Source organism: Pilimelia anulata, from assembly GCF_014647895.1.
Classification (GTDB): Bacteria; Actinomycetota; Actinomycetes; order Mycobacteriales; family Micromonosporaceae; genus Pilimelia; species Pilimelia anulata.
Genome location: NZ_BMQB01000008.1, coordinates 118,605 through 144,576 on the forward strand (window position 1 = coordinate 118,605; position 25,972 = coordinate 144,576).

Consider the following 25,972-nt stretch of genomic DNA (forward strand, 5'->3'; position numbering starts at 1 on the left):
CGCAGCGGAGTCGGCCGGTGACGCGATGGCCGGCCGGGACGGGTCAGCGGGTGCAGGCGTCGCCGAGTCGGGCCATGCAGCGCGGCAACTCCGCCTCCGTCAGCGGCGGCTCGGGCAGCGGGTGGGCGCGGTCGGCCCGGTACGCGTCCAGCAGCAGGTACAGGTGCCGGCGCCAGACCCGCGGCGCCACGCCCGCCGTGGCCCGGATGATCCGGCTCTGCGACCAGACCAGGAAGAACAGGTCCGGCATGGCCAGGTCGGGCCGGATCGCGCCCGCCCGCTGGCCGCGGTCGAGTACCGCCCCGCCCAGGGCCGCCACCTGCTGCTGGATCAGCGCCAGGTCGCCGTTGGGCGGCAGTTCGAGCGCCGCCAGCTCGCAGAAGCCCAGGTCGCCGGCCTGCATCTCGCACAGCGTCTCCAGCAGGCCGGCGAAGGCGGTCCAGGCGTCCGGCTCGGCGACCGCCCGCTCGGCCCGGTCGAGGACGACCCGCATCTTCTCGGCGAAGACCGCGGAGATCAGGTACCCGCGGGTCGGGAAGTGCCGGTACAGCGTGCCGATGGCCACGCCCGCGTCCCGGGCGATCCGCTCCAGCGAGACCTCCAGCCCGTCCGCGGCGAAGGCGGTCCGGGCCGCCGCGACCAGGGCGTCCCGGTTGCGCTGGGCGTCGCGGCGCAGCGGCCGGGGCACCCCGGGCGCACCGGCGGTCCCGGGCGCCACAGTGGCGGGGGTGGGCGCGGCCTGCTGTGTCATGTTCCACAGCATAACAAGTCGAGGGCGCCCTCGACTTGCTGTAGCTTACGAAAGTGAGGCGGGCCTCCCCTTGGCTCGCCACCCAGCTCAGCGCAGCTCACGGCCGTACCAGCGCCGCCGCGCCGTCCCGATGAGGAGCCCCTCCATGCCCCACGCCACGATCGACGCGCCGCGGGCGGACGCCGCGCCGGCCGCGCCCCGGCACCGCTGGTGGGTGCTGGTCGTCATCGGCCTCGCGCAACTCATGGTGGTGCTCGACGCCACGATCGTGAACATCGCGCTGCCCTCGGCCCAGCAGGCGCTCGGCTTCACCGACGGCGACCGGCAGTGGGTCGTCACGGCGTACTCGCTGGCGTTCGGCAGCCTGCTGCTGCTCGGCGGGCGGATCTCCGATCTGTTCGGCCGCAAGCGCACGTTCATCGCCGGGCTGGTCGGCTTCGCCGCCGCGTCCGCGCTGGGCGGCGCCGCCGGCAACTTCGAGGTGCTGGTCGTGGCCCGGGCCGCGCAGGGCGTGTTCGGCGCGCTGCTCGCCCCGGCGGCGCTGTCGCTGCTGACCACCACGTTCACCGAGGTGCGCGAGCGGGCCCGGGCGTTCGCCGTGTTCGGCGCGATCGCCGGCGCCGGCGGCGCGATCGGGCTGCTGCTCGGCGGCGTGCTGACCGAGCAGCTCGACTGGCGCTGGACGCTGTACGTGAATGTCGTCTTCGCCGCCGCGGCCATCGCCGGCGCGGCCGCGCTGCTGCCGCGCGGCGTCCGGGACCGGGCGGCCACCCTGGACGTACCGGGCACGCTGCTGGTCTCGGCCGGCCTGTTCGGCATCGTGTACGGCTTCGCCAACGCCGACTCGCACGCCTGGGGCGACGTGGCCACCTGGGGCTTCCTCGCCGGCGGCGCGGTGCTGCTCGCGGCGTTCGCCTGGTGGCAGACCCGGGCGGCGCACCCGCTGCTGCCGCTGCGGATCCTGCTGGACCGCAACCGGGCCGCCTCGTACGTGGCCATGCTGATCAGCGGCGCCGGCATGTTCGGCGTGTTCCTGTTCCTCACCTACTACCTGCAGGGCACCCGCGGGTACACGCCGGTCGAGACCGGCCTGGCGTTCCTGCCGCTGGTCGGCGCGCTCATGCTGACCGCGACGCTGTCCACCACCGTGCTGGTGGCCCGGTTCGGGCCCAAGCCGATCGTCCCGGTCGGGATGGGGCTCGCCGTCGGCGCGCTGCTCTGGATGACCACGCTGGACCTGGACAGCAGCTACGGCACGCACGTCCTGCCGCAGTTGGTCATGATGGGCCTGGGCCTCGGCCTGATCATCGCGCCGTCGATGAACGTGGCCACGGCCGGCGTCGACCCGCACGACGCGGGGGTCGCCTCGGCGACGGTGAACACCGTGCAGCAGGTCGGCGGCTCCATCGGCACCGCGCTGCTGAACACGCTCGCCACCAGCGCCGCCACCGACTACCTGGTCGGCAAGGACGTGCGGCTGCCGGCGGTGCTCGCCGGGGCGAGCCTGGAGAGCGCGCACACGGCGTACCTGTGGTCGGCCACGTTCTTCGCCGCCGGCCTGCTGGTCAGCCTGCTGCTGTACCGGCGCGGGCGGGTGGCGGCGCTGGTCGGCGCCCCGGCCGTGCACGTCTGACCGTCAGTCCCGGTCCGGCCCCGGGTGCGGGGTCGGGCCGGACAGCGGGCAGTGCGCCGCCCGCTCCACCGGCAGCCGCGCCGGCGGCGGCTCCGGGCGGGCCCGCACGCACAGCCCCGCGACCGCCGCGCCGGCCGCCATCAGCCCGGCGCAGATCAGCACCGCGCGGCGGAACCCGCCGGCGAATGCCGCCGGTTCGAGGTAGTCGGCGCCGCCGATGCCGGCGAGCACCGGGATGACCGCGACCGCGAGCAGGCCGGCGGCGCGGGCGACGGCGTTGTTCACCCCGGAGGCCACCCCGGCGTACCGGTCGGGGGCCGCGTCCAGCACGGTCGCGGTGAGCGGGGCGACGGTCAGCGTGAGCCCGGCGCCGAAGACCAGCGCGGCGGGCAGGACCGCGAGCGGGTACGACGCGCCCGGCCCGATCCGCAGCATCAGCAGCAGCCCGGCGGCGCAGCCGAGCGGCCCGAGGGTCATCGGCAGCCGCGGCCCGATCCGCTGCGCCAGCGCCCCGGCCCGGGCGGAGAACAGCAGCATCAGGCCGGTGACCGGCAGCAGCGCGGTCCCGGCCAGCAGCGGGCGGTAGCCGGCGACGACCTGCAGGTGCAGGACGAGCAGGACGAAGACGACGCCGAGCGCCGCGTACACCAGGAACGTGACCGCGTTGGCCGCGGTGAACCGGGTGTCCCGGAACAGCGCCGGCGGCACCAGCGGGTGCGCCGAGCGCCGCTCGACCACGACGAAGCCGGCCAGCGCGGCCGCCCCGGCGAGCCCGGCCGCCCACACGGCCGGCCCGGCGCCCGCGCCGGCCGTGGTCAGCGACCACGTGACCAGGCCGAGGCCGCACGCGCCGAGCAGCGTCCCGGCGAGGTCGAGGCCGCGGGCCGCGGCCGGGTCCCGGGTCTCCGGTACGTGCCGGCGGCCGACCAGCAGGATCAGCGCCGCCACCGGCAGGTTGACCAGGAACACCGCCCGCCAGGACCACTCCAGCAGCCACCCGCCGACGAACGGGCCGACCGCCGCGGCGGTGCCGCCCAGCCCGGACCAGGCGCCGACCGCGGCGGCCCGGTCCCGCCCGTGGAACGACGCCGAGATGATCGCCAGGCTGCCGGGGGTGAGCAGCGCCCCGCCGACGCCCTGCAGGGCGCGGGCGGCGACGAGCGCGCCGACGTTCGGGGCGAGGCCGCAGAGCAGCGAGGCCAGCGCGAACCAGGCCACGCCGACCAGGAAGAGCCGGCGGCGGCCGTACCGGTCGCCGAGCGAGCCGCCGAGCAGGATCAGGGCGGCCAGGGCGAGGGTGTACGCGTTGACCGTCCACTGGAGGCCGGCGAAGCCGGCGCCGAGGTCGGTGCCGATGCCCTTCAGGGCGACGTTGACGACGGTGCCGTCCAGCATGACCAGGCCCGAGCCGAGGACGGTGGTCAGCAGCACCCACCGCCCCCGGGCGGTGCCCATCCGCAGCTCGTCGGCCATCCGCTCCCCTGCCCCCGCCGGCGCCCGGCATCGGCGGTGTCGGATCGGCGACAGAGTACCCGGGTACGGGTACTCACGCGCCCCGAACGGCCGGTACCGAGGATCAATGGTGTCGGGCGGCGACCGCCGCCCGCGCTCCACACCGGACCCGGAGGTACCCCCGATGACCGCGCTGCCGCTGACCGCCCGCCCGTACGCCGTCGCCGTGGCCGTGGCCGCCGCGATCCCGGCGTACGCGTGGACGCTGGGATCGGCCGCCGCGACCGGCTGGGAGCACCTGCCGCTGGTGGCGCTCACCGCGCCGGGCGCGCTGCTGCCGCTGCCGGCGGCGCTGGACGGCGGGGCGGCCGGGGTGTGGGTGCGGGCGGCGGTCGGGGCGGCCGCCGTGCTGGGGGTGCTGTTCGGTGCGGCCGGCCTGCGCCGCGCCCGCCGCGCGGGCCGGGCCGCCGACGCGGGCGTTGACCGGCTCCGGGCGGCGGCGTAGCGTTCGTTCAGTAGGTTCTGAACGTTGATGATGGTCGGGAGTGCCGGTGGGGCCCAGCGCGGGTGAGGCGGAGTTCGTCGAGCGGATCGGGCTCATGTTCGAGCAGCTCAGCGGGCAGCGGACGGCCGGGCGGATCCACGGCTGGCTGATGATCGCCGATCCCGCGCACCAGTCGATCACCGAGATCGCCGCCGCCCTCGGGGTGAGCAAGGCGTCGGTGAGCACGCTGGTCCGGCAGCTCGAGGCCGGCTCGCTGGTCGAGCGCGTGCCGGTGCCCGGTACCCGGCAGCACCACTACCGCATCGCGGAGGGGGGCTGGGCGCGGATCTGGCGGTACCGGATCGCCCGGCTGCACGCCGTCCGGGAGACCACCGCGCTGGGGCTGCGCGCCCTCGGCCCGGACAAGCCGGGCCAGCGGGAGCGGGTGCACGAGCTGGGCGACCTGATCGCGTTCCTGGAGGACGAGTACGGCGAGGCGTTCATCCGCCGCTGGGAGGCGTACCGGGAGCGGCAGCGCGCCGCCCGGGCGGCGGGGAACCGGGCGGAGGGAGCGGCGGATGACTGACGGTACGGCGATCGAGGTGGCCGGGCTGACCAAGGCGTACGGGGCGGTCCGCGCCCTGGACGGCCTGGACCTGCGCGTGGCCGCCGGGGAGGTGCACGGCTTCCTCGGCCCCAACGGGGCCGGCAAGACCACGACGATCCGGGTGCTGCTCGGGCTGCTGCGCGCCGACGGCGGCACCGCCCGGCTGCTCGGCGGCGACCCGTGGCGGGACGCGACCGCGCTGCACCGGCGGCTCGCCTACGTGCCCGGCGACGTGACCCTGTGGCCGAACCTGACCGGCGGCGAGGTGATCGACCTGCTCGGCGCGCTGCGCGGCGGGCTCGACCCGCGGCGGCGGGCCGCGCTGGTCGAGCGGTTCGACCTGGACCCGGGCAAGCGCGGGCGGGCGTACTCGAAGGGGAACCGGCAGAAGGTCGCGCTGGTGGCCGCCCTGGCCGCGGACGTCGACCTGCTCCTGCTGGACGAGCCGACGTCCGGGCTGGACCCGCTGATGGAGGAGGTGTTCCGCGAGGTCGTCGCCGAGGAGGCGCGCGAGCGCGGGCGGACGGTGCTGCTGTCCAGCCACATCCTCTCCGAGGTGGAGGCGCTCTGCGACCGGGTCAGCATCGTCCGCGCCGGCCGCACCGTCGAGACCGGGACGCTGGCCGAGCTGCGCCACCTCACCCGGACCACGGTGACCGCCGAGCTGGCCGCGCCGGTGGCCGGGCTGGCCGACCTGCCCGGCGTGCACGACCTGCACGTACGCGGCGACCGGATCGCCTGCGAGGTGGACGCCGCCGCGCTCGGCCCGGTCCTCGGCCGGCTGGCCGCCGCCGGCCCGCGGGCGCTGACCGCGCAGCCGCCGACGCTGGAGCAGCTCTTCCTGCGCCACTACCGCGACGAGCTGCCCGCCGGCGGTGCGCGGTGACCGCCGGTACCGGCCGGCTGATCCGGCTGGCGCTGCGCCGGGACCGGTGGGTGCTGCCGCTGTGGGTGCTGCCGATGGCGCTGCTGCCGGCGGCGTACGCGGCGAGCTTCCGTGGCCTGTACCCGGGCGGGGTCGGGCTGCGCGAGTACCACGACTCCGTCGCCGCCAACCCGGCGATGCTGTCCACCGTCGGCCCGATCCTCGGCTCCTCGCTGGGCGCCGTGGTCGCCTGGCGGTGCGGGTTCCTGCTCGCGCTGGTCGGGCTGGCCGGGCTGCTCACGGTCGTCCGGCACACCAGGGCCGAGGAGGACGCCGGGCGCCGCGAGCTGCTCGGCGCCGGCGCGGTCGGCCGGCTGGCGCCGCTGGCCGCGGCCCTGGCCGTCGCCGCCGGGGCGCTGCTCGCGCTCGGCGCGGTCGCCGCGCTGGCGCTGGGCGCCGGCGGGCTGCCGTGGCCGGGCGCGGTCGCGCTGGGCGGCTCGTTCGCGCTGGCCGGGCTGGTGTTCGCCGCCGTCGGCGCGGTGGCCGCGCAGCTCGCCCGGTCGGCCGGGGCGGCCCGCGGGGTGGCGCTGGGGGTGCTCGGCGCGGCGTACGCGCTGCGGGCGGCCGGCGACGCGGCCGGGCCGGGCGGCGGGGCCGCGTGGCTGTCGGCGCTGTCGCCGCTGGGCTGGGCGCAGCGGGTCCGCCCGTTCGCCGGCGAGCGCTGGTGGCTGCTCGGGGCGCTGGCTGCCGTGGCGGTCCTGCTGGCGGCCGGGGCGGCGGCGGTACAGGCACGGCGGGACCTCGGCGCCGGGGCGCTGCCGCAGCGGCGCGGGCCGGCGGCGGCCGGGTGGGCGCTGCGCGGGCCGGTCGGGCTGGCCTGGCGGCTGCACCGCGCGTCGCTGCTCGGCTGGCTGGCCGGGCTGACCCTGGTCGGCCTGGTCGTCGGCGGCGCCTCGGCGGGCATCGACGAGATGGTGGCGTCGAGTCGCGAGCTGGGCGACCTGCTCCCCCGGCTCGGCGGCGCCGCGGCGATGCGGGACACGTACCTGGCCGCGACCGCCGGGATCATGGCGCTGGCCGCCGCCGGGTACGCCGTCTCGGCGACGCTGCGGCTGCGCGCCGAGGAGTCGGCCGGCCGGGCCGAGCCGATCCTGGCCACCGGACTCGGGCGGCTGCGCTGGGCCGGTAGCCACCTGCTGTTCGCGCTGGGCGGGCCGGTGCTGGCCCTGCTGGGGTACGGCGTCGGGTCGGGGCTGACCGCGCACGACCCCGGCGGCGCGCTCGCGGCGGCCGCGGCGCAGGTGCCGGCGGTGTGGGTGCTGGCCGGGGTGGCGCTCGCCGCCTGCGGCCTGCTCCCCCGGCTCGCCGCCGGGGTGGCGTGGGGCGCGCTGGGGCTGTGCGTGCTGCTCAGCCTGGTCGGCGCGCTCGCCGGGCTGGACCAGTGGGTGCTGGACCTGTCGCCGTTCGCGCACGCGCCGCGGCTGCCCGGCGGGACGGCGCACGCCGCGCCGCTGCTGTGGCTGGCCGGGACGGCGGCGGCGCTGCTGGCCGCGGGCCTGGCCGGGCTGCGCCGCCGCGACCTGGCCGGCTGACCGGCGGCGGGGTTGCGTAGCCTCCTCCCATGGAGGACGGGCCCGTGCACTGGTTCACCGAGAGCGCGCTGCCGTACGCCAGCCCGGGGGTGCGGGTGCAGGTCGCGTACACCGCGGTCCGGCACGACGAGCGGACCCCGTACGGGCACGTGCAGGTCCTGGACACCCCGTTCCACGGGCGGGTGCTCGTGCTCGACGGGATCATCCAGACCACCGAGCGGGACGAGGCGATCTACCACGAGATGCTGGTCCTGCCGCCGGCGTTGCAGCACGGCGCCCCGCGCGACATCCTGATCGTCGGCGGCGGGGACGGCGGCGCCCTGCGCCGGGCGCTGCGGCTGCGCAGCCTGCGCCGGGTGGTCCAGGTGGAGATCGACGAGACGGTCACCCGGGTCTGCCGGGAGCACCTGCCGGCGATCGGCGGCGACGCGTGGGACGACCCGCGGGTGGAGCTGGTGTTCGCCGACGGCGCGGCGTACGTGGCCGACGGCGGGCCGGCGTTCGACGTGATCGTGCTGGACCTGCCCGACCCGATCCCCGGCGGGCCGGCGGAGCCGCTGTTCGGCGCCGACTTCCTCGCCGCGGCGGCGCGGCGGCTCGCGCCGGGCGGGGTGCTGGCGTTGCAGTGCGGGTCGCTGACCGTACAGCCGGCGGAGGTCGCCCGGACCCGGGCCGCGGCGGGGCGGGTGTTCGCGGACACGCTGCTGCACCACGCGGTGATCCCCGGCTATCAGCTCACCAGCTTCGGGTTCCTGGTCGCGGCGGCGCATCCGCTGCGGCCGGCGGCGGCGGTGGCGGCCGGGGACTGGTCGAACATCGACGGGGTCAGCGAGCACCTGACGCCGGAGGTGTACGCGGCGTCCACTGTGCTGCCCCCGCACCTCGCCCGCCGCCTCGCGACCGCCTGACCACCGATCGACTTTCCTTATCCGGCTGGCTCCTCACGGGCGACCAGGGCGCCGGCGATCATGCGCCGCTCCGGGACCGCCAGCGGGACAAGCCGACGCTCCGACCCAGCCGACCTCCTCCCTCCTGGACAACCGAGCACCTCCCGGTTGCCGGCGTCTCCACCCGCTGTCTGGCCCGCTGGACGCTGGCGGCTCTGATCTCGATGAACCTGACTTCCGGCTGCTTCCGCCAGGTGATCTGGTCACACTTCACGCTGATCCACCAGCCGCCGTCGTCGTAGCGCCTGTCGCCTACGGCTGTCACGGTGACGAGGATGCTGCCCTGCCCCGTGCGCCACTCCGTCTCGCGCAGGATCAGCACGTCACCGCGGCGGAGCATCGGGGCGGCCTCCTTGTTGTCCGAGCGGGTTGAGGGTGGAGGCCGGCTCGGGTGACCGGCCTCCACCTCCGAGACAGCGCACCCTCACCTACCCGCCGCGGTTCGTGGACTTCGCTCACGGCGTCAGGGCCTTGTCGGGCTTGCTGCTGGTTCTCAAGCCAGGATGCATCGGTGGCCGGACCCACGACCTTGCTGTCCTTTGCGCATTGATCCGCTTGCCGGGCTACGGAACGATGGCAACCGAGCAAATCGGAGCAAAACTCACGACGGGAGGCGACGACGTGCGTGTGGAGTTCTTGGGCAAGGACCCCGGCAGCAACCCCGGTGACTGTCCGTCGCTATACCGGACGGACAGGAACACGTACGTGGTCCAGGGCTGGGTGGTGACCGATCCCGAGGAGCTCGCCGCCATGGATGTCCCAGAAGGAGAGAGCGTGGTAGAGATCCCAGCATCGGATGATGCCGCTCTTCGCCCGCGGGGTATAGCGTGCGAGAGATCAGCGCCTCCGAGGTAGCGGACCTTCGCCGCAACATCCAGCGATCGTGGGAGCACCTCGAAACGCGGGATTCCTACGGCACTGCCGAGGAACTGCCCTACATGGCTCGCTGGCAGGAGAGCGGGGACACCTCCTGGCTCACCGAGTGGCCCGCCATGAACGAGTGGTGCGGCATGCTCCGCTCGCACGTCACCAACGGTCGCAAGCTCCGCCGAGCCCGGATAGTCAGCGAGCCGCTGAGCCGGTACCAGCAATGGAGCGTGCTCGTGGCTCCACCCATGGTCGACGCCGGTGAGGACATCCGGTGGTGTCCCCGCCGCCTTGTCTGCGAGATCGGAATCCCCGGCAACGACTTCTACCTGCTCGACGGCCGGATCGCCGTGTTCCTGCACTACGAGGGTGACGGCAGCTGACCGGCTACACCACCACCGAGGATCTCGCCGTCCTCGACCTCTGCCGGCGGGCGTTCGAGGACGTGTGGAGCCTGAGCACGCCGCACCGTGACTACAAGCCCCAGTAGCGCCGCACGCGAGGAGCGGCGAGCCCTCGGCGTACGTCTCCGTCAGCTTCGCATCGACGCCAGGCTGACGGCGACGGCGCTCGCGGAGACCTACGGCTGGCAGCTTTCCAAGGTCAGCAAGATTGAGCACGGTAAGCAGCTTCCATCGAAGGACGATATCCGCGACTGGTGTGCAGCCTGTTCTTGTCTCGAGCAGTTCCCTGACCTACTGGCCACCTTGGAGAACGTCAATTCCGCGTACATCGAGTGGCACCTTCAGACCCGCGCGGGCCAGAAGCGCCCGGGCGGCTCCAAGGACAAGTACGAGCGCACCACCCTGTTCCGCATCTTCGAGCCCCTGGTAATGCCCGGCATCTTGCAGACCGAGTCCTACTACCGCTCGATCCACGCGAGCTGGCGGTCCTTCCTCAGCACGCCGGACGACGTCGAAGAGGCATTGGCCTATCGGGCTGAGCGGACAGAGCGTGCCCTCACGGCCGGCAAGCGGGTTCTGGTCGTGCTCGGCGAGGAAGTCTGTCGAACTCGCGTGACCGGACCGAGCGAGCATGAGAGCCAGCTCGCACACCTGCTTGTCATGGCGAAGCATCCTGCCATCTCGCTCGGCATCATCCCCAGCATCACCGTCCGGATGCTGGTAGCGAACGTGGGCTTCTGGATCTTTGGGATGTCGGAAGTGTCAGTCGAGACCCCCACCCGCGGCCGTTCGGATGACTCGGCCGAAGGAGATCCAGCAGTACGAGCGGCTATTCAGTGTGCTGCAAGCCCAAGCGGTCTACGGCAGGGACGCTCGTCGCCTGGTCACGAAGGCCATGGACGAGCTGTAGCCTCCGGGCGGCTCAGGGCCAACGTCAGCCAGAACACTGAGGTCGACCGCGAGTTCGCGGACATGGTCGCCGCGCTAAGGCCCGTGCTGCATTGACAATGTCCTGAATCGACGAATCCGCGGTCACGGGGTGGCCGAGCGAGCGCACTCATCCGCTGATTCGGGCGGCGATGGCGTCGGCGAAGGCGGCCAAGCGGGCCGGGTCGGCCTGGCGGAAACCCAGCGACGGCTCGGTCAGCTCCACCTCCAGCACCAGCGGTCCGGCCGGGCCGCGGACCACGTCCACCCGGCCGTACAGCAAATCGGCAACCGCCACCCCCGCATCGGCCGCGGCCGCGTCGAGGCACCGCCGCGCGAACGCCACCAGCGCCGGCGCGGCCCCGACGGGGGCGAGCCGCTCGGACCGGTACAACTCGCCGCCCGCCGGGTCGCCCGGGCCAACGGACAGCATCGCCCCCTTGGTGAAGGCGTGCGAGTACCGGCCGCCGACGAACACCAGCGCCGTCTCCCCCTCGGCGTCGACCGCCGGCTGGTACGGCTGGACCAGCGCCGCCCGCCCCGCGGCGTGCAGCGCCCGCAGGTGCGCCGCGGCGGCGTCGGCGGTCGCCGGGTCGAACCGGCCCGCGCCGCGGGCGCCGGCGCCGACCGCCGGCTTGACCACGATCGGGCCGGCGACCGGGCCGAGCGGCTCCCCCGGCTCGCGGACTGCGGTCGGCACGACCGGTACGCCCGCGGCGGCGAGCCGCAGCAGGTACCGCTTGTCGGTGTTGCGGCGCAGCACCGGGTACGGGTTGGCCAGCCGCGGCACGGCCGCCGCCCAGGCGAGGAAGTCGGCGGGCCGGTCGGTGTAGTCCCAGGTGGCGCGCAGGACGACGAGCGCGCCGGGCGGCGGTGGGCCGGCGTCCCACGGCTGCCAGCGGGCCGGGACGCCGCGCGCCGCGAGCAGCCCGGGCAGCGCGGCCTCGTCGCCGTCGCCCGCGGGGCAGCGGGCGCACGAGGCCAGCACGACCGCGGTCGGCGGGTGGGGTGCGGTCGGCATCGGGCGGCGCTCCTCGGCTCGGGTGATCTTCCCGAACCGTAGCCGGCGCCGCCGGCGGCGCCGGCACCGATGGGTCGTCAGGCGGCGTGCGGGAGGCGGACCGTCATCGTGGTGCCGATGCCGACCGCGGACTCCGCCCGGATCGAGCCGCCGTGCGCGTCCACGATGGCCTTCGCGATGGCCAGCCCGAGGCCGGTGCCGGGGACCGCGTCGCGGCGCGCCCGGTCGGCCCGGAAGAACCGGGTGAACAGCTTGGCCTGCTCGTCGTCCGGGATGCCGGTGCCGGTGTCGGCGACCGCCAGGACCAGCCGGGCGCCGTCGGCCCGGGCGGTCACGGTCACCCGGTCGCCGGGAGCGGAGAACTTGACCGCGTTGGACAGCAGGTTGAGCAGCGCCCGCTCGAGCTGCGCCGCGTCGGCGTCCAGGACGGGCAGGTCGGCGGACACCTCGGCGGCCAGGGCCACGTCGGCGGTCCGGGCGGTGCCGGACATCGCGGCGAGGCAGCGGTCCAGCAGCGCGGCGACGTCCACGGCGCCGCGGGACAGCGTGACGCCGCCCTGGTCGATCCGGGTGAACGTCAGCAGGTCCTCGATCAGCTCCAGCAGCCGCTGGCCGTTGTCGTCGATCACCTTGACCATGCGCTGCTCGGTCGGGCCGAGGGTGTCGGTGTCGGCGAGCAGCTCGGTGTACCCGCGGATGGAGGTCAGCGGGGTGCGCAGCTCGTGCGAGACGGTGGCGATGAACTGGCTCTTCATCCGGTCCAGCTCGCGCAGCCGCTCCTCGGTGGCCCGGGCCCGGCTGATGTCGTGGAAGACGGCCACCGCGCCGGACTGGCCGAGGCCGCGCAGCGGCCGGCCGGAGACGGAGATGTGCAGGCCGGCGGGGTGCGCGGCGTTGCGCAGGACCATCGGTACCTGCTCGGTGGCCTCGCCGCGCAGGGCGCGGACCAGCGGCAGCTCGTCGGTGGGGAACGGCGTCTCGCCGTCCGGGCGCAGGATGCCGTAGTGCTCCTGCCAGTGCTCCGGGCCGTCCCGGTCGGCGGCCGCGCCGAGCATCTCCCGGGCGGCCGGGTTGTGCAGCAGGAACTCGCCGTCGGCGTCGACCACGCCGACGCCGTCGGAGATGCTGTCCAGGATCGCGCCGAGCAGGTGCGCCTGCTCCTCGGCCCGGGTCCGCTCGGCGGCCAGCTCGGCGGTGGCCGCGGCGACGGCCGAGCGGGCCCGGCTGCGGCCGGTGGCGAGCGCCCAGACCAGGCCGCCCAGGAGCAGGGCGACGAGCGTACCGGCGCCGGCGACCACGGCCGGCAGCGCGCCGCCGCCGGTGACCAGCGCGGCGCCGCGGGCGGCGACGGCGAGCCGCCACTGCTGGCCGGCGACGGCCAGCGGCAGGTCGCGGACCACGTCCCGGCGGCCCTCGACCGCGGCGCGGTGGGCGTCGATGGTGACGGCGCGGCCGCTGTCGTCGGCGGCGGTGAGCGCGACGTCGACCAGGTCGGCGGCGCTGCGGCTGCTGAGTGCGGCCGACATGAAGTCGCGGCCGCGGATGCCCAGCAGTACCCAGCCGCGGAACGGGCGGGCGGCGCCGGCGGTGGCCGGCCCGTACACCGGGGCGGTCAGGGTGAACGACATCTGCCGCTGGTCGGCGGGCAGGGCCCGGTCGATGAGGAGCTGGTACGCCGCGGACAGCGCGACGTCGCCGGTCCGGCGGGCGGCGGCGAGCGCCCGGGCGGGGGCGGCGGCGCGGGAGGCGTCGACGCCGAGCCGGGCCGCGTTGCTGCCGTCGAGCGGGACGCTGAGGACGGAGAAGTAGTGCTCCCGGCCGGTCCGCTCGGTGCTGAGGGTGAGCCCGGGCACGCCGCGGCCGCGCCACAGCGCCCGGGTCGCCGGGATCGCGGCGTCGGTGGCCGGCACGAGGTAGGCCACCGAGGAGGCGCCGGCCAGCCGCAGGTCGCGCAGCGCGGCGACGGAGGTGTCGAAGGCGCCGCGGGTCAGCGTGGGGTGGGCGCTCAGCGCGCCGGCGACCGTGCGCAGGGTGTCGACGTACCGGTTGGCCTCGGCGCCGACGGCGTCGGCCGCGGCGGCGGCCCGCCGGTCGAGCTGCTCGGCGACGAGGTGCCGCTGGCCCGCGGCGAGCGCGGCGCCGGCGCCGAGCGCGATGGCGGCGGAGAGCACGACGACGAGGCCGGCCAGCGCTCCCGCCGACCGGCGGCCGCACCGGCTGCCCGTCCCCTTGTCCACCACGGCACACATATCGACGCCGGGCCGGCGGGGGTGAGGAAGTGCAACCCGATCGCTCCACCGCCCGGCCGGCGGCGTGCCCGGCACCCCGGCCGAACCGGATCGAATCCGACGGAACGGGCGCTACGGTGGGAGAATGCGGGGCGTCGGGGAGGTGAGCGCATGGCGACGGTGCTGATCGCGGAGGACGACACCGACATCCGAGACCTCGTGATCTTCCGACTGAAGCAGGCCGAGCTGGACGTCATCGAGGTCAAGGACGGCCTGGCGGCGGTCGCCGCGGCCCTGCGGGACCGGCCGGACGTGGCGGTACTCGACGTCGCCATGCCCGGTTTGTCGGGTCTTGAGGTGTGTCGGCAGCTACGCGCCGCCCCCGAGACCCGGCACATGCTGATCCTGCTGCTCACCGCACGGGCCCAGGAGACCGACATCGAGCAGGGATTCGCCGTCGGCGCGGACGACTACATGACGAAGCCGTTCAGCCCGCGGGAGCTGGCCACCCGCGTCCGCTCCCTGCTCGACCGCCCGCGGGAGTAGGGCCGTGGGCCGCCCGCCGACCGTGGGGCGCCTGCTGCGGCGCGCATTCGGCGTGCTCGTGACGCTGGTCGGCCTCGCCGGCATCGCCGGCATCACCACCGCGCTGGTGCAGCAGGACACCGTCCGCGACCTCACCGGGCACGTCGGCCCCAGCCGTACCGCGAACCTCCAGCTCCGGATCGTCATGCTGGACGCGCAGCGCTCGGTCCGCGGGTACTTCCTCAGCGGCGGCACGCCGCTGCTGGCCTCGTACGAGGGGGCCCGGACGGCGTACGAGCCGACCGTGCACCACCTGCGCGTGGTGGCCGGCGCCGAGCACGCCGCCGAGGTGGCCGAGCAGGACCGGCTGGCCCGGCGCTGGTGGGACTTCGTCGCCGCGCAGCTCACCCGCCCGGTCGGCAGTGCGGGGGTGCGGGCGCAGGTGCCGTCCGGGCAGGCGCTGTTCGACGAGTTCACCGCCGCCAACGACCGGCTGGAGCGGCAGCTCGACGACGAGAACCGGGACCTGGCCGCCCGGGCCACCGGGATCAGCATCGGCCGGCTCGCCGGCACGGTCCTGGTGGTCGCGGCCGCGGCGGCGCTGGCCTGGTACGTGGCCCGGCGCACCACGGTCCGGATCGTCCGCCCGCTGGGCGAGCTGAGCGGGGTGCTGGCCGAGCTGGGCGGCGGCGACCCGGACGCCCGGGTGCGCGCCCGCTCCGACGTCGTCGAGCTGGCCGCCGTCGCCGAGGCGACCAACGCGATGGCCGAGGAGGCCGCCCGGACCCGGCGGCTGCAGGAGGGCATGTACCAGCAGGAGCGGCGGCTGGTGGACAACCTGCGCCAGCTCGAACGCGCCCGCAACGGCTTCATGAGCACGGTCTCGCACGAGCTGCGCACCCCGCTGACCAACATCGTCGGGTACCTGGAGACCCTGCGCGACGCCGGCGACCTGACCGCTCGGCAGGACCGGACGGTGGCGGTGCTGGAGCGCAACACCGACCGGCTCCAGGCACTGGTGGACGACCTGCTGGTGCTCTCCCAGATGGAGTCCGGCACGCTGACCACCCGGCCGCAGCCGGTCGACATGGCCGCGCTGGTCAACGCCGGGATCGACGCGATCCGGCCCGCCGCCGAGGCCGCCCGGCTGACCCTGGACGCGACCGTCGGCGGCCCGACCGTCGCCTCGGCGGACGCCGGCCAGCTCAGCCGGGCGATCGCCCACGTGCTGAACAACGCCGTCAAGTTCACCCCGGCCGGCGGCCGGGTCACCGTCACCGTGAGCACCGAGCGGGACGTGATCACGATCCGGGTGTCCGATACCGGCATCGGCATCCCGGCCGAGGACCAGACGCGCCTGTTCGCCCCGTTCTTCCGGGCCCGCAACGCCGTGGACCGGGCGGTCCAGGGCAGCGGGCTCGGGCTGGTGATCGTCCGGACGATCGTCGTCCGGCACGGCGGCGCGGTGGCCATCGAGTCGGCGCCGGACCGCGGCACGTCCGTCGCGCTGACCCTGCCGGCGGCCGCGCCGGACGGCGGGGCCGACGGCGGGGGTTGATCCGCGGTCGGGCCGGGTACTGCCCGGTGGCACCGCCGGGAGGGGAGGGCATGATGTCGAACGTGCAGCAGCCGGAGTTGCGGCGCAGCGGCCATGACGCCCTGGTCATGGACAGCGTCAAGGGCGAGAACCGGGACCGCGGGGTCCGCCGCGGCGCCGACCGGCACCCGGTGCCGGCGGACCAGCGCTCGCCGTACGGGCCGGCGCCGACCCGGGCCCGGACTGACCGCCGGGCCGCTCAGCGGGGTACCCCCGGCCGGTGCGCGCCGCCGGGCCGGGGGCCCGCCGGACCGTCCGCGCGCCGCCGCCACGGCGGCACCTCGGCGTAGCTGAGGGCGCGCAGCCCCCACTCCACCGGCCCGTACGGGTGCCGGCCCAGCCACCACGCGCTGAACGCCAGTTGTACGGCGAACAGCCCGAGCCCGGTCAGCACCGCGGCCAGCGGCGACACCCGCCCCATCAGCCCCAGCCCGTACCCGGTGAAGACGAACGCGGCGAACAGCGACTGGAACAGGTAGTTCGACAGCGCCATCCGCCCGGCCGGCGCGAACAGCCGGCCCAGCGGCCGGATGCCGTGGAACAGCAGGACCGCGGCGGCGCCGTACGCGGCGGCCAGGGCCGGCGAGGCCAGGTACCCGTACGAGATCGCGAACAGCTCCAGCGCGGTGTCGACGTAGTGGGCGTTGGCGAACGCGTACAGGATCGCGCCGGGGATGCCGACGAACGCGCCGCCGGCGATGATCCAGCCGAGCAGCCGCCGGTGCCGCGCGGGGTCGGCGAGGAACCGGGCCCGCCCGGCGAGCATGCCGACGAGGAACATCGCCAGTACCGCCGGCGCCTGGAACTCCAGCAGGACCGAGAGCATCTCCCGGAAGTCGACGAGGTGCTGCGCGATGATGTCCGACGCCCCGCTGCGGTAGACGGCGTGCGCCGCCTCGGCCCAGTCCCGGACCTCGCGGGCGTCCACCCCGTTGGGGGTGTCCAGGTGCCAGGCGATCGTGGCCCAGTACCCGTAGTAGTGCACCCCGGCGACGAGCAGCGCCCCGGCGAGGCCGGCCGCGACCCGGCCGGGGATGCGGTGCAGCAGCAGCAGGACCAGGCCGAGCGAGGCGTACAGCATGAGGATGTCGCCCTGGAACAGCAGCACGGCGTGCAGGGCCCCCAGCACGAACAGGCCGAGCAGCCGGCGCAGGAATCGCGGGACGAACGGCGTGCCGCGCCGGGTGGCGGACGTCATTTGCAGGGTGAGGCTGTACCCGAAAAGAAACGAGAACAGCAGGTAGAACTTGGTCTCGCAGACCAGATCGACCACGAATGCCACGGTGGCGTCGATCGGGCGGTCGAACTCGGGGGCGAGGACGCCCGTGCCCTTGTAGTCCGAGGCGAAATATCCGATGTTGACCATCAGAATGCCCAGCAGCGCCAGGCCGCGCAGGGCATCGACGTGGACGAGGCGGGCGGTCCCGGGCGCGGCGCCGTCCCCGGTGCCCGGGGAGACCGCGGCGCCCGGTGCCGACCCGTCGAGGGTGTCTTGAGTCATCACATACCCGGAGCTATGGGACCGACGGGGAGCACCGCCGGCTGGTGCCCCGCCGGCGTCGCGGCCGCCGTCGGGATAACTGCGCACATTCTCGCCGGGGAATCTTTGAGCCAGCTCAGCGAATCCTATGGATCCGCTGTCAATCCGGCGCCGGGTATTGACGATCCCGGCCATTCATCGAAGTCCATCCGAACGGACCCGTCCGTTCGGCGGCCGACCCATTGCGAGTCATCGATCGGCTCCCTAGCCTTGGACCGTCGGGGCAGTGCAGAGGGAGGCCCGAACACAATGGGAATGACGAGCAGGCGAGCGGTTTCGGCATTGGCTGCGCCGATCCTCGTGCTCGGCCTCGGCGCGTGCGGCGGTGACGACAGCGCGGGGGCGCCGACGCACCCCGTCGGCCGGGCGAGTGCCACCGACCCCGGTGCGGACGTCTACGACGACAACGACGAGCTGACCGACGCCCCGTACGCCGACATCGTCTCGATCGACGCGCTGCGCTCGGCGACCAAGCTGGAGCTGCGGTACGCCACCCGCAAGCCGCTGGACCCGACCAAGGACCCGAACTGGGTCAGCGACAGCAGCTACACCGACGTGCTGCTGGAGACGACCGGGGACGACAAGGAGGACTTCGACGTCGAGTACGGGGTGCTCGACGGCGGGCTGTACGTGGACGTGTACCGGGTGGACACGCAGGAGGAGCCGCCGGTGCTGTGCACCGGGGAGGCCGAGTTCAGCGAGAACACCCACGTGGCGACGGTGCCGCTGGACTGCCTGGGCGACCCGGACGCGATCGGCTACCGGGTGGAGACGGTGTACGACCAGGAGGCCGACGCCGAGGACTCGCTGGCCGCGTACGACGCGGCGCCGGACGCCGGCTTCGTGACCGTGCACTGACCCCGGGGCCGGCGCGTCCCGGGGCCCGGCGCGGCGCCCCGGCGTCAGCCGCGGGCGCCGGCCGGGCGGTGGGCGAACGTGCGCCGGTAGTCGGTCGGGGTGACCCCGACCGCCCGGGTGAAGTGGTGGCGCAGCAGCGCCGCCGAGCCGAAGCCGCTGCGCGCGGCGACCTCCTCGGCGCCGAGCGCGGTGTCCTCCAGCAGCCGGCGGGCGTGCAGTACCCGCTGGGTGGCCAGCCAGCGCTGCGGCGTGGTCCCGGTCTCGGCGACGAACCGGCGGGCGAACGTCCGCGCGGACAGGTTCGCCCGGTCGGCCAGCGCCGCCACGCTGTGCTCCTCGTCCAGGTGCTCCAGCAGCCAGGTGAGCAGCGGGGTGAGGCTGTCGGCGGTGCACTCGGGCACCGGCGCGGCGACGAACTGCCGCTGCCCGCCCTCGCGCTGCGGCGGCACCACCATCCGCCGGGCGATCGCGGTGGCGACCTGCGCGCCCAGTTCCCGCCGGACCAGGTGCAGGCAGGCGTCGATCCCGGCGGCGGTGCCGGCACTGGTGATGATGTCGCCGTCGTCGACGAACAGCACGTCCGGGTCGAGCGCGGCGGCCGGGTACCGGCGGGCGAACTCGTCGGCGTGCCGCCAGTGGGTCGTGCACCGGCGGCCGTCGAGCAGCCCGGCGGCGCCGAGCACGAACGCGCCGGTGCACAGGGAGAGCAGCGTCGCGCCGCGGGCGGCGGCCGCCCGGATCGCGGCGATCACCTCCGGCGGGTACGCGTCCCGGATGCCGATGGCCGGTACGGCGACCAGGTCGGCGCCGGCGAGCGCGGTCAGGTCGTGCTGCGGGGTCAGGGCGACGCCGACGCTGGTGGGGACCGGTTCGCCGGGGCGGGCGCCGCACACCCGGAAGTCGAACGGGGGCACGCCGTCGTCGGTCCGGTCGATGCCGAAGACCTCGCACAGCACGCCGAACTCGAAGGGGGTCATGCCCCCGGTGGCGATCACGCCGACGGTCCGCAGCATGGGCCCAGGGTAGCTGGCAGAATCTTGTGGCACAACGTCAGTTCTGCCACTGGTGGCAGGATATCGAGCAGCCTTAAATTAGTGCCATGATTCTTCTGCTGCTGTTGACGGTGTCCCTGGCCCTGCTCATCGCCGCGGTGGAGCGCCGGCACCGGCGCGCGCCGGCCGCCTGGCCGCTCGGCGGTACGGCCGCCGACGACCGCGACCGGGTCCGCGCCGCGGCGGACCTGCGGGCGCTCACCGCCCGCCCGGTCGCCGCGGTCCCCGACCGCGGGCCGCGGCGGCGGGCCCGGTTCGCGGCTGCGGCCCGGCCGGCCCGGGCGGCGCACCCGGCCGACCGGTGCCGGACCGCGTGACCGCCGGGGCGGCCGGCGGGGTCAGAGCATCGACATGTGCACGTGGTCGGTGTGGTCGCTGGCCCCGCTGTAGCCGTTCCAGCCGGTCGCCGGGAACCAGATCCGCCGGTACCAGATGACGTACAGGATGCCGAGCCGGTCGGCGTTGCGGACCAGGAACGCCGTGAGGTTGTTGCCGTACATCTTCTCGTCCCGGTTCGCCGCCGGGCGGAAGCCGCTGCTGCGCAGCGACCAGTCGCAGGCCCGGCCCTTCGGGTGCTCGAACGGCCCGCCCGGCCGGTAACAGCCGACGAAGCGGGCGAAGCCCGCCCGCTTGACCTCGCGGTACGCGTGCAGGGTGCGGGCGGTGACGCAGCCGCCGGTGGTCGGGTCGTCCCGGTCGCAGGGCAGCGGGCCGAAGCTGCCGTCGGCCGAGCGCGGCCCCGGCTTGGCCACCGGCGACCTGGCGCTGACCATCCCCTCGGTGAGCGAGCGCCCGCCGACCAGCGCGAGCGCCTTCTCCGCCTCCTGCTTCTGCTTGTCCATGATCGACAGTTGCCGCTGCTCCTCGCGCAGCTCGCCGTCCAGGGCCGCGCTGGCCCGGTTCAGGTCGGCGAGCGCGGCGTTCAGTTCGCGCAGCTTCGTGTCGTTGATGGTGTTCAGCTCGTTGAGTCGGGTGGCGCGGCTGAGGAAGGAGCCGGCGGTGCCCTCCTCCAGCAGCGTCGCGGCCATGCCGAGGCGGCCCACCCGGTAGCTGCCGGCGGCGATCCGGGCCACCTCCGGGACGAGCGCGTCGTGCCGGGCCCGGGCCTGCTGCACCCGGGCGGACAGCAGCGCCTGCCGGCGCTTGGACGCGTCGACCCTGGCCTTCGCGGTGGACCAGCCGCGGCCGACCTGCTCCAGGACGTCGCCGAGCAGCGGCGGGGCGGCCCGCTCGCCGGCGGGGGCGGTGGGCGCCGTCCGCGGCGCGGCGAGGGCCGGCGGGGCCGGGGCCAGCGGGGTGAGCAGCGCCAGCGCGCTGGCTGACAGGCGAGTGCGGAGCAACGAACCAGACCCTCCCGATCGCGTACCGGTGCCGTGCCTCGATCGGCGCCGCCGCGGGCGCGGCGATGGCACCGCGGCGGTGGCCCGCCGCTCCGATGGCGACACGCATTGTGTCAGGCGCGCCGCGCCGCGAATCGACCCGGCAGCGCGGCGGGCCGCCGGGGGCGGCCGCCGCGGGGCCGGGTCGGGCCGGGCGCGGGAGCACCGACGGCGCACGCCCGGGGGCGGGCGGCGCCGTGGGGGCGGGCGCGTCGGCCCGCGTGTCGCGCCGCCACGATACAGGACGAAATGCCGCGTACCGCGATGCAGATCACGGTGCGCCGGCCCGCCGGTCACCCCGCCGGGCGATCGACCAGCGGGTATTGCCGGCACCGGCGGCGGCCGCCGCGCTTGCCAAGTGGCGGGACGGGTGGACCGGGAGTCCGTTTCGCGAGGTGTCGGGGGGCGGGTCGGTGGGGTGAGCGGGGGTGCGGCGTTCGGGGTCGGGGTGGGTGGGGTGCGGGGAAACGCGTGCCGTCCGGCGGTGCCGGGGTGGCTGGCCTAGACTCGGCCGGGTCCGGCGGCGGAGGAGGGTGCGGTGGCAGGGAGGACGCGGTGGCGTCGCTGAGCTACCTCGCCGTACTCGCCGCGTGCGTGCTGGTCACGCTGCCGCTGGAGTTCGCCCTCGGCGCCCGGGTGCTGCGCCGGCCGCGCCGGCTCGCCGCCACGCTGGCGCTGACCGCGATCCCGTTCGTCGTCTGGGACCTCGTCGCCGTCGCCCGCGGGCACTGGTGGTTCGCCCCCGGCCGGACGGTCGGCCTGCGGCTCGCCGGCCTGCCGGTCGAGGAGTGGCTGTTCTTCCTCGTCGTGCCGCTGTGCGCGCTGCTCACGTACGAGGTGCTGGGCACCCGGCGGCGGCGCGGATCGGCGGATACCCGTGATCGGTGAGTACACCGTGGCGGCCGTCGCCGCCCCCCTGCTCGTCGTCGCCGTCGAGCTGACCCTCCTGCGCACCGGGCTGCTGCGCGAGGGCCGGTACTGGGTGACGGTGGCGATCGCGCTGGGCTTCCAGGTGCCGGTCGACGGCTGGCTCACCCGGGCCGACGCGCCGGTGGTGCTGTACAGCGACGCGGCGACCTCCGGCATCCGCTGGCCGTGGCACATCCCGATCGAGGACTTCGGCTTCGGGTACGCGCTGGTCACCGCCGCCCTGCTCGCCTGGCGCTGGCTGGCCGACCGCCCGCGCCGCGGCGCCGCGGCCCGCGCCGCCGCCGCAGCGGCCCGTACCGACCCGGCCGGTCCCGCGGCGACCCATCCCGAACCCGCCCGCACCGCCGCCGCGGCCCGCCCCGAACCGGCCGATCCCGGGGCGGCCGGCACCGGACCCGCCCGTACCGAAGCGGCCCCGGCCGGGGCCGGGGGTGGTGGCGATGGGTGACGCGGCGCGGTCCGGCGGGCTGCTCGGGCACGCCGCCCGGCGGCTGGTCCGGCGCGGGCTGCGCGGGGTGTGGCTGGCCGGCGACCGCCCGCCCGGCCCGGTGGTCTGGGCCGCGAACCACCACTGCTGGTGGGACCCGTTCGTCGCGCTGGCCCTGCTCGACCGGCCGGGCAGCCCGCTGCTGAGCCGGGAGAACGCCGACCGGTACCGGTTCGTCCGCCGGCTGGGCGGCTTCGCCGCCGACGAGCCGCGCCGCGGCCTGGCGCTGCTCGGCCGCGGCCGCACGCTGATCGTCTACCCCGAGGGCGAGCTGCGCCCGGCCGGGCCGCCCGGCCCGCTGGCCGGCGGCGCCGCCTGGCTGGCCCGCCGCGGCGGGGTGCCGCTGTGGTCGGCCGCGACCCGGGTCGTCGTGCGCGGCCACCAGGCCGCCGAGGCGTACGTGTGCCTGCGGCCGGTCCCCGGCGGCGGCACGGCGGCGCTGGCCGAGGGCCTGGCCGCCGACCTGGCCGCGCTGGACGCCGCCGTCGCGGCCGCCGACCCGCGCGCCCCGCTGCCGGGGTACCGGCCGGCGGTGGCCGGGCGGCGCAGCGCCGAGGAGCTGCTGGGCCGCTGGTCCCGCCCAGGCGTACCGTCACCGCCCGCGACCGGGCCGGGCAGCGGCCGGGACACGACCGGCGCGCCGGCGGGGCCGGCGTGAGCGGGCGGGCCGCGCGGGTCGCGGCGGGGGCCGGCGTGCTGGTGGCCGCGTTCCACGCCGTGAAGGTCGCCGGGCTGCTGGCCAACCTGCGCGCGTTCCCGACGCTGCGGCCCGCGCCGCCGGGCCGGGCCGGCCCGCGCACCTCGCTGCTGGTACCGGCCCGGGACGAGGCCCTGCGGCTGCCCGCCGCGCTGCCCGGCCTGCTCGCCCAGCCGGCCGACGAGATCCTGGTCCTGGACGACGACTCCACCGACGACACCGCCGCGATCGTCGCCGCCTGCCCGGACCCGCGGGTGAGGCTGCTGCGCGGCGCGCCGCTGCCGCCCGGCTGGGTCGGCAAGAACTGGGCCTGCCACCAGCTCGCCGGGGCGGCCACCGGCGACCTGCTCGTCTTCGTCGACGCGGACGTCACGCTCCGGCCCGGCGCGCTCGGCGCCCTGCACGCCGAGCTGGACCGGCAGGCCGCCGACGTGTTCTCGGTCTTCCCCCGCCAGCACACCGGCACGCTCGGTGAGCGGGTCCTCGTCCCGCTGATCGACGAGACGCTGCTCGCCTTCCTGCCGCACGGCCTGCTGCGCGCCCCGGTACCGGCGGCGGCCACCGCCAACGGCCAGGTGCTCGCCTTCCGCCGGGCCGCGTACGACCGGATCGGCGGCCACGCCGCCGTGGCGGGCGGGATCCTGGAGGACGTGGCGCTGGCCCGCCGCGCCCGCCGCCTCGGCCTGCGGCTGGGCCTGGCGCTGGGCGGCGACCTGGCCGGCACCCGGATGTACCGCGGGTACGCCGACGCCGTCCGCGGCCTCGGCAAGAGCCTGCGCGCGGCGCACGGCGGCAGCGACGCCGCCCTGGCCGCCACCCTGGCCTGGCACCTGCTCGCGTACACCGTGCCCTGGCTGCGCCTGCGCGCCGGCGGCGCGTGGCGGGCGGCCGCGGTCCTCGGCCTGGTCGAGCGCCTGCTGACCAACGCCAAGACCGGCCGCGGCGCGTACGCCGAGGCCGCCCTCGTGCCGCTGACCGCGCCCGCCGCCGCCCCGGTGTACGCGGTGGCGCTGCGCCGGACCGCCCGGTGGAAGGGGCGCGACTACCGGTGACCCCGCCCGCCCCGCCCGGCTTCCACCTGTGGCGCTGGACCCGCGACCCGCTCGCCCTGCTGGCCGACGGCGCCGCCGCCGGCCCGGTCTTCCGGCTGCGGCTGTGGCGCCCGGCCGTCGTCGGCTACCGGCCGGAGTGGAACCGCGCGGTCCTCGGCGACCTGGACACCTTCCGGGCCCGGCGCAGCCTCAGCGGGCTCACCCCGTACCTGGCCGCCGGGGTCGTGCACGCCGACGTCCCCGAGCACCCGCAGCGGCGGGCCGCGCTGAACCCGCCGTTCCACCGCCGCGCGCTCGCGGCGCTGGCCGGCCGGCTGGCCGCCGTCGTCGCGCCGCCGGCCGGCGACTTCGAGGCGCTGGACTGGGCCGCCGGCGCGGTCCGCCGGATGCTCAACGCGGCGCTGTTCGGCGACCGCCTGCCGGCCGAGCTGCTGGCCGCGTTCCTGGCCCCGCTGCACGCGCCGCTGCCGGCGCCGCTGCTGCCCCGGCGCCGGCTGTTCCGCCGGGTGGACGCCGCCATCGCCGCGGTCGCCGCCGACCCGCCCGCGGGGTCGATGGCCGCCGCACTGGTCGGGCTGCCCGACGCCGGCACCGAGCTGCGGGTGGCGCTGGCCGCCGGGTACGACACGACCGCGCACACGCTGGCCTGGGCGCTGTGGCACCTGGCCGCGGCGCCGGTCTGGCGCCGGCCGGAGCTGCTGCCGGCGGTCATCGACGAGGTGCTGCGGCTGTACCCGGCCGGCTGGATCGGCAGCCGCAGCGCCGTCCGGGACACGGTCGTCGCGGGCGTGCCGGTCGCGGCCGGGACGCTGGTGCTGTACTCGCCGCTGCTCACCCACCGGGACCCGGCGCAGTGGCCGGAGCCGGCGGCGTTCCGGCCCGAGCGGTTCGCCGACGACGGCCGCCCCGCCTGGGGGTACCTGCCGTTCTCGGCCGGGCGGCGGACCTGCCTCGGCGCGCACCTGGCCCGGCTGATGCTGCGCACCGCGCTGGCGCCGTTCTGCGCCGGCGACCTGGTCGTCCGCGGCGGCGACCCGGCCCCGGCGGCCGGCATCACGCTGCGCCCGGCCGCCCCGCTGCTGCTGACCCGCCGGGCGCGGCCGGCGGCCCGGCCGGCGGTCGCGGCCGCGGCGCGGCCCCCCGGCTGAGCACGCACGCCGCGGCGATGCGCAGCCGCCGCCAGCGCGGCACGGCCGCCCGGCCGGCGAACACGTCGTACCGGCGGGCCACGATCTCGTCCAGGATCCCGCCGTACAGCCGCCGGGCCGCCCGGACGCACGTCCGGGACGCCCCGGTCAGCCCGCGGATGCCCGGCTCGGCCGCGGCGTAGTGCACCAGGGCCCGGTCCACCTCGTACGCCAGCAGCGCCCGGATCCGCTCGCCGGCCGGCGAGTCGGGCAGGCCGCCGGCCCGGTGCGCGGCGACCAGGTCCGCCCGGTCGACCCCGTGCGCGGCCAGGTCGGCCAGCGGCAGGTACAGCCGGCCGCGGTCCAGGTCCTCGCCGACGTCGCGGATGAAGTTGGTGAGCTGGAAGGCCAGGCCGAGCTGCCGGGCCGGCTCGCGCACCGCGGCCGGGTCGGGGGCGGCCAGGATCGGCAGCACCATGGTGCCGATCACCGCGGCCGAGCCCTCCATGTAGTCGAGCAGGTCCGCGTACGTCGGGTACGCGGTCACGTGCAGGTCCATCGCCATCGAGGCGAGGAACGCGGCGAAGTCGGCCGGGTCCTGGCCGCACCGGTCGACGGTGTCCAGCACGGCCGGCAGCAGCGGGTCGTCGCCGGGCCGGCCGGCGGTGAACGCCGCGCCCCAGGCGCGCAGGTCGGCGGCGGTGCCGGCGACGTCGACGAGGTCGTCGGCGTGCCGGGTGAACGCGTACAGCGCGTGCACGTGCCGCCGCCGGGGAGCCGGGAGAAGGCGGGTCGCCAGGTAGTACGACCGACCGTGGCGACGCATCACCGCGCGACAGTGCGCGTACGACTCGGTCACCGTCACACCTGCCGTCACGCCGCCTCCTCCGGGCCTCTCCCCCGCCGCAGCCGATTCCCGGTTGCGCACCGGACGAAACCGTACCGACGGG

At 76.2% G+C, this 25,972-nt stretch carries 25 protein-coding genes and 1 pseudogene; 17 read left to right on the top strand and 9 right to left on the bottom strand.

Annotation, left to right across the window (positions count from 1 at the left end; translation table 11 throughout):
• Nucleotides 1-43: 43 nt before the first annotated feature.
• A complete protein-coding gene (locus tag IEY94_RS17720; RefSeq protein WP_189171324.1) occupies nt 44-751 on the bottom strand; it encodes a TetR/AcrR family transcriptional regulator in 708 nt (235 codons plus the stop codon).
• Between the two features lie 145 nt (nt 752-896).
• On the opposite strand from IEY94_RS17720, the gene IEY94_RS17725 reads away from it, so the two are divergent.
• Nucleotides 897-2,384: an MFS transporter gene (locus tag IEY94_RS17725; RefSeq protein WP_189171325.1), complete on the top strand. Its 1,488-nt coding sequence runs from the start codon at nt 897-899 to the stop codon at nt 2,382-2,384.
• A gap of 3 nt (nt 2,385-2,387) precedes the next feature.
• On the opposite strand, the gene IEY94_RS17730 is transcribed toward IEY94_RS17725, so the two are convergent.
• The gene (locus tag IEY94_RS17730; RefSeq protein ID WP_189171326.1) at nt 2,388-3,857 is read right to left on the bottom strand and encodes an MFS transporter; all 1,470 of its coding nucleotides are present in this window, start codon (nt 3,855-3,857) and stop codon (nt 2,388-2,390) included.
• Nucleotides 3,858-4,020: 163 nt separating this feature from the next.
• Here IEY94_RS17730 and IEY94_RS17735 point away from each other — a divergent pair, with 163 nt between their 5' ends.
• From IEY94_RS17735 to IEY94_RS17755, 5 genes are read left to right on the top strand one after another with little or no spacing between them, the layout of a single operon-like run.
• Complete coding sequence (locus IEY94_RS17735) at nt 4,021-4,341, top strand: hypothetical protein (RefSeq protein ID WP_189171327.1); 321 nt, start codon at nt 4,021-4,023, stop codon at nt 4,339-4,341.
• A 46-nt stretch (nt 4,342-4,387) separates the two neighbouring features.
• On the top strand, nt 4,388-4,906 hold the full coding sequence (locus IEY94_RS17740) for a GbsR/MarR family transcriptional regulator (RefSeq protein WP_229784218.1): 519 nt from the start codon (nt 4,388-4,390) through the stop codon (nt 4,904-4,906).
• Entirely contained in the window at nt 4,899-5,813 is a 915-nt protein-coding gene (locus IEY94_RS17745) for an ABC transporter ATP-binding protein (protein ID WP_189171328.1), read from the top strand. Before IEY94_RS17740 ends, IEY94_RS17745 begins: the two co-directional genes overlap by 8 nt.
• Nucleotides 5,810-7,384 (top strand): ABC transporter permease, encoded by a 1,575-nt coding sequence (locus tag IEY94_RS17750; protein ID WP_189171329.1) that lies wholly within the window; start codon nt 5,810-5,812, stop codon nt 7,382-7,384. Before IEY94_RS17745 ends, IEY94_RS17750 begins: the two co-directional genes overlap by 4 nt.
• Nucleotides 7,385-7,413: 29 nt before the next feature.
• On the top strand, nt 7,414-8,292 hold the full coding sequence (locus tag IEY94_RS17755; RefSeq protein ID WP_189171330.1) for a spermine/spermidine synthase domain-containing protein: 879 nt from the start codon (nt 7,414-7,416) through the stop codon (nt 8,290-8,292).
• A 58-nt stretch (nt 8,293-8,350) separates the two neighbouring features.
• Here the strand turns inward: IEY94_RS17755 and IEY94_RS17760 are convergent, their stop codons facing one another.
• Nucleotides 8,351-8,671, bottom strand: a complete 321-nt coding sequence (locus tag IEY94_RS17760) for a hypothetical protein (RefSeq protein WP_189171331.1) — start codon at nt 8,669-8,671, stop codon at nt 8,351-8,353.
• Between the two features lie 487 nt (nt 8,672-9,158).
• Here IEY94_RS17760 and IEY94_RS24380 point away from each other — a divergent pair.
• Nucleotides 9,159-9,688 (top strand): annotated as a pseudogene (locus IEY94_RS24380) (DUF6879 family protein).
• Nucleotides 9,669-10,607, top strand: coding sequence for a Scr1 family TA system antitoxin-like transcriptional regulator (locus tag IEY94_RS17770; RefSeq protein WP_189171332.1), 939 nt, complete (start codon nt 9,669-9,671; stop codon nt 10,605-10,607). The pseudogene IEY94_RS24380 and the gene IEY94_RS17770 overlap by 20 nt, the downstream one beginning before the upstream one ends.
• A 52-nt stretch (nt 10,608-10,659) precedes the next feature.
• Here the strand turns inward: IEY94_RS17770 and IEY94_RS17775 are convergent, their stop codons facing one another.
• On the bottom strand, nt 10,660-11,550 hold the full coding sequence (locus IEY94_RS17775; protein WP_189171333.1) for a DcsG N-terminal domain-containing protein: 891 nt from the start codon (nt 11,548-11,550) through the stop codon (nt 10,660-10,662).
• 77 nt (nt 11,551-11,627) lie between these two features.
• Nucleotides 11,628-13,787, bottom strand: a complete 2,160-nt coding sequence (locus IEY94_RS17780; protein WP_189171334.1) for an ATP-binding protein — start codon at nt 13,785-13,787, stop codon at nt 11,628-11,630.
• 162 nt (nt 13,788-13,949) lie between these two features.
• On the opposite strand from IEY94_RS17780, the gene IEY94_RS17785 reads away from it, so the two are divergent.
• Both IEY94_RS17785 and IEY94_RS17790 read left to right on the top strand, forming a co-directional pair.
• Nucleotides 13,950-14,324, top strand: a complete 375-nt coding sequence (locus IEY94_RS17785) for a response regulator transcription factor (protein WP_189171335.1) — start codon at nt 13,950-13,952, stop codon at nt 14,322-14,324.
• A gap of 4 nt (nt 14,325-14,328) precedes the next feature.
• Entirely contained in the window at nt 14,329-15,861 is a 1,533-nt protein-coding gene (locus IEY94_RS17790) for an ATP-binding protein (RefSeq protein ID WP_189171336.1), read from the top strand.
• A gap of 238 nt (nt 15,862-16,099) precedes the next feature.
• Here the strand turns inward: IEY94_RS17790 and IEY94_RS17795 are convergent, their stop codons facing one another.
• The gene (locus tag IEY94_RS17795; RefSeq protein ID WP_189171435.1) at nt 16,100-17,401 is read right to left on the bottom strand and encodes a DUF418 domain-containing protein; all 1,302 of its coding nucleotides are present in this window, start codon (nt 17,399-17,401) and stop codon (nt 16,100-16,102) included.
• Between the two features lie 321 nt (nt 17,402-17,722).
• Between IEY94_RS17795 and IEY94_RS17800 the strand changes: the two genes are divergently transcribed.
• Nucleotides 17,723-18,298 carry a hypothetical protein gene (locus IEY94_RS17800; protein WP_189171337.1) on the top strand — a complete coding sequence of 192 codons (576 nt, stop codon included), beginning with the start codon at nt 17,723-17,725 and terminating at the stop codon, nt 18,296-18,298.
• 44 nt (nt 18,299-18,342) lie between these two features.
• On the opposite strand, the gene IEY94_RS17805 is transcribed toward IEY94_RS17800, so the two are convergent.
• Nucleotides 18,343-19,311 (bottom strand): GlxA family transcriptional regulator, encoded by a 969-nt coding sequence (locus IEY94_RS17805; RefSeq protein ID WP_189171338.1) that lies wholly within the window; start codon nt 19,309-19,311, stop codon nt 18,343-18,345.
• A gap of 86 nt (nt 19,312-19,397) precedes the next feature.
• Here IEY94_RS17805 and IEY94_RS17810 point away from each other — a divergent pair, with 86 nt between their 5' ends.
• A complete protein-coding gene (locus IEY94_RS17810) occupies nt 19,398-19,667 on the top strand; it encodes a hypothetical protein (RefSeq protein ID WP_189171339.1) in 270 nt (89 codons plus the stop codon).
• A gap of 21 nt (nt 19,668-19,688) precedes the next feature.
• Here IEY94_RS17810 and IEY94_RS17815 read toward each other — a convergent pair whose 3' ends face one another.
• The gene (locus IEY94_RS17815) at nt 19,689-20,690 is read right to left on the bottom strand and encodes a coiled-coil domain-containing protein (protein ID WP_229784220.1); all 1,002 of its coding nucleotides are present in this window, start codon (nt 20,688-20,690) and stop codon (nt 19,689-19,691) included.
• Nucleotides 20,691-21,284: 594 nt separating this feature from the next.
• Here IEY94_RS17815 and IEY94_RS23680 point away from each other — a divergent pair.
• Genes IEY94_RS23680 through IEY94_RS17840 form a run of 5 tightly spaced genes read left to right on the top strand, consistent with a single transcriptional unit; the run spans nt 21,285 to nt 25,043 of the window.
• Nucleotides 21,285-21,617: a lycopene cyclase domain-containing protein gene (locus tag IEY94_RS23680; protein ID WP_229784221.1), complete on the top strand. Its 333-nt coding sequence runs from the start codon at nt 21,285-21,287 to the stop codon at nt 21,615-21,617.
• Nucleotides 21,607-22,107: a lycopene cyclase domain-containing protein gene (locus IEY94_RS17825; RefSeq protein ID WP_189171340.1), complete on the top strand. Its 501-nt coding sequence runs from the start codon at nt 21,607-21,609 to the stop codon at nt 22,105-22,107. Before IEY94_RS23680 ends, IEY94_RS17825 begins: the two co-directional genes overlap by 11 nt.
• A complete protein-coding gene (locus IEY94_RS17830) occupies nt 22,100-22,804 on the top strand; it encodes a lysophospholipid acyltransferase family protein (protein WP_189171341.1) in 705 nt (234 codons plus the stop codon). Before IEY94_RS17825 ends, IEY94_RS17830 begins: the two co-directional genes overlap by 8 nt.
• On the top strand, nt 22,801-23,895 hold the full coding sequence (locus IEY94_RS17835) for a glycosyltransferase family 2 protein (RefSeq protein WP_229784222.1): 1,095 nt from the start codon (nt 22,801-22,803) through the stop codon (nt 23,893-23,895). Before IEY94_RS17830 ends, IEY94_RS17835 begins: the two co-directional genes overlap by 4 nt.
• Complete coding sequence (locus tag IEY94_RS17840; protein WP_189171342.1) at nt 23,892-25,043, top strand: cytochrome P450; 1,152 nt, start codon at nt 23,892-23,894, stop codon at nt 25,041-25,043. Before IEY94_RS17835 ends, IEY94_RS17840 begins: the two co-directional genes overlap by 4 nt.
• On the opposite strand, the gene IEY94_RS17845 is transcribed toward IEY94_RS17840, so the two are convergent.
• Nucleotides 24,949-25,848 carry a phytoene/squalene synthase family protein gene (locus IEY94_RS17845; RefSeq protein ID WP_189171439.1) on the bottom strand — a complete coding sequence of 300 codons (900 nt, stop codon included), beginning with the start codon at nt 25,846-25,848 and terminating at the stop codon, nt 24,949-24,951. The two genes, IEY94_RS17840 and IEY94_RS17845, sit on opposite strands and share 95 nt — an antisense overlap.
• Nucleotides 25,849-25,972 lie beyond the last annotated feature (124 nt).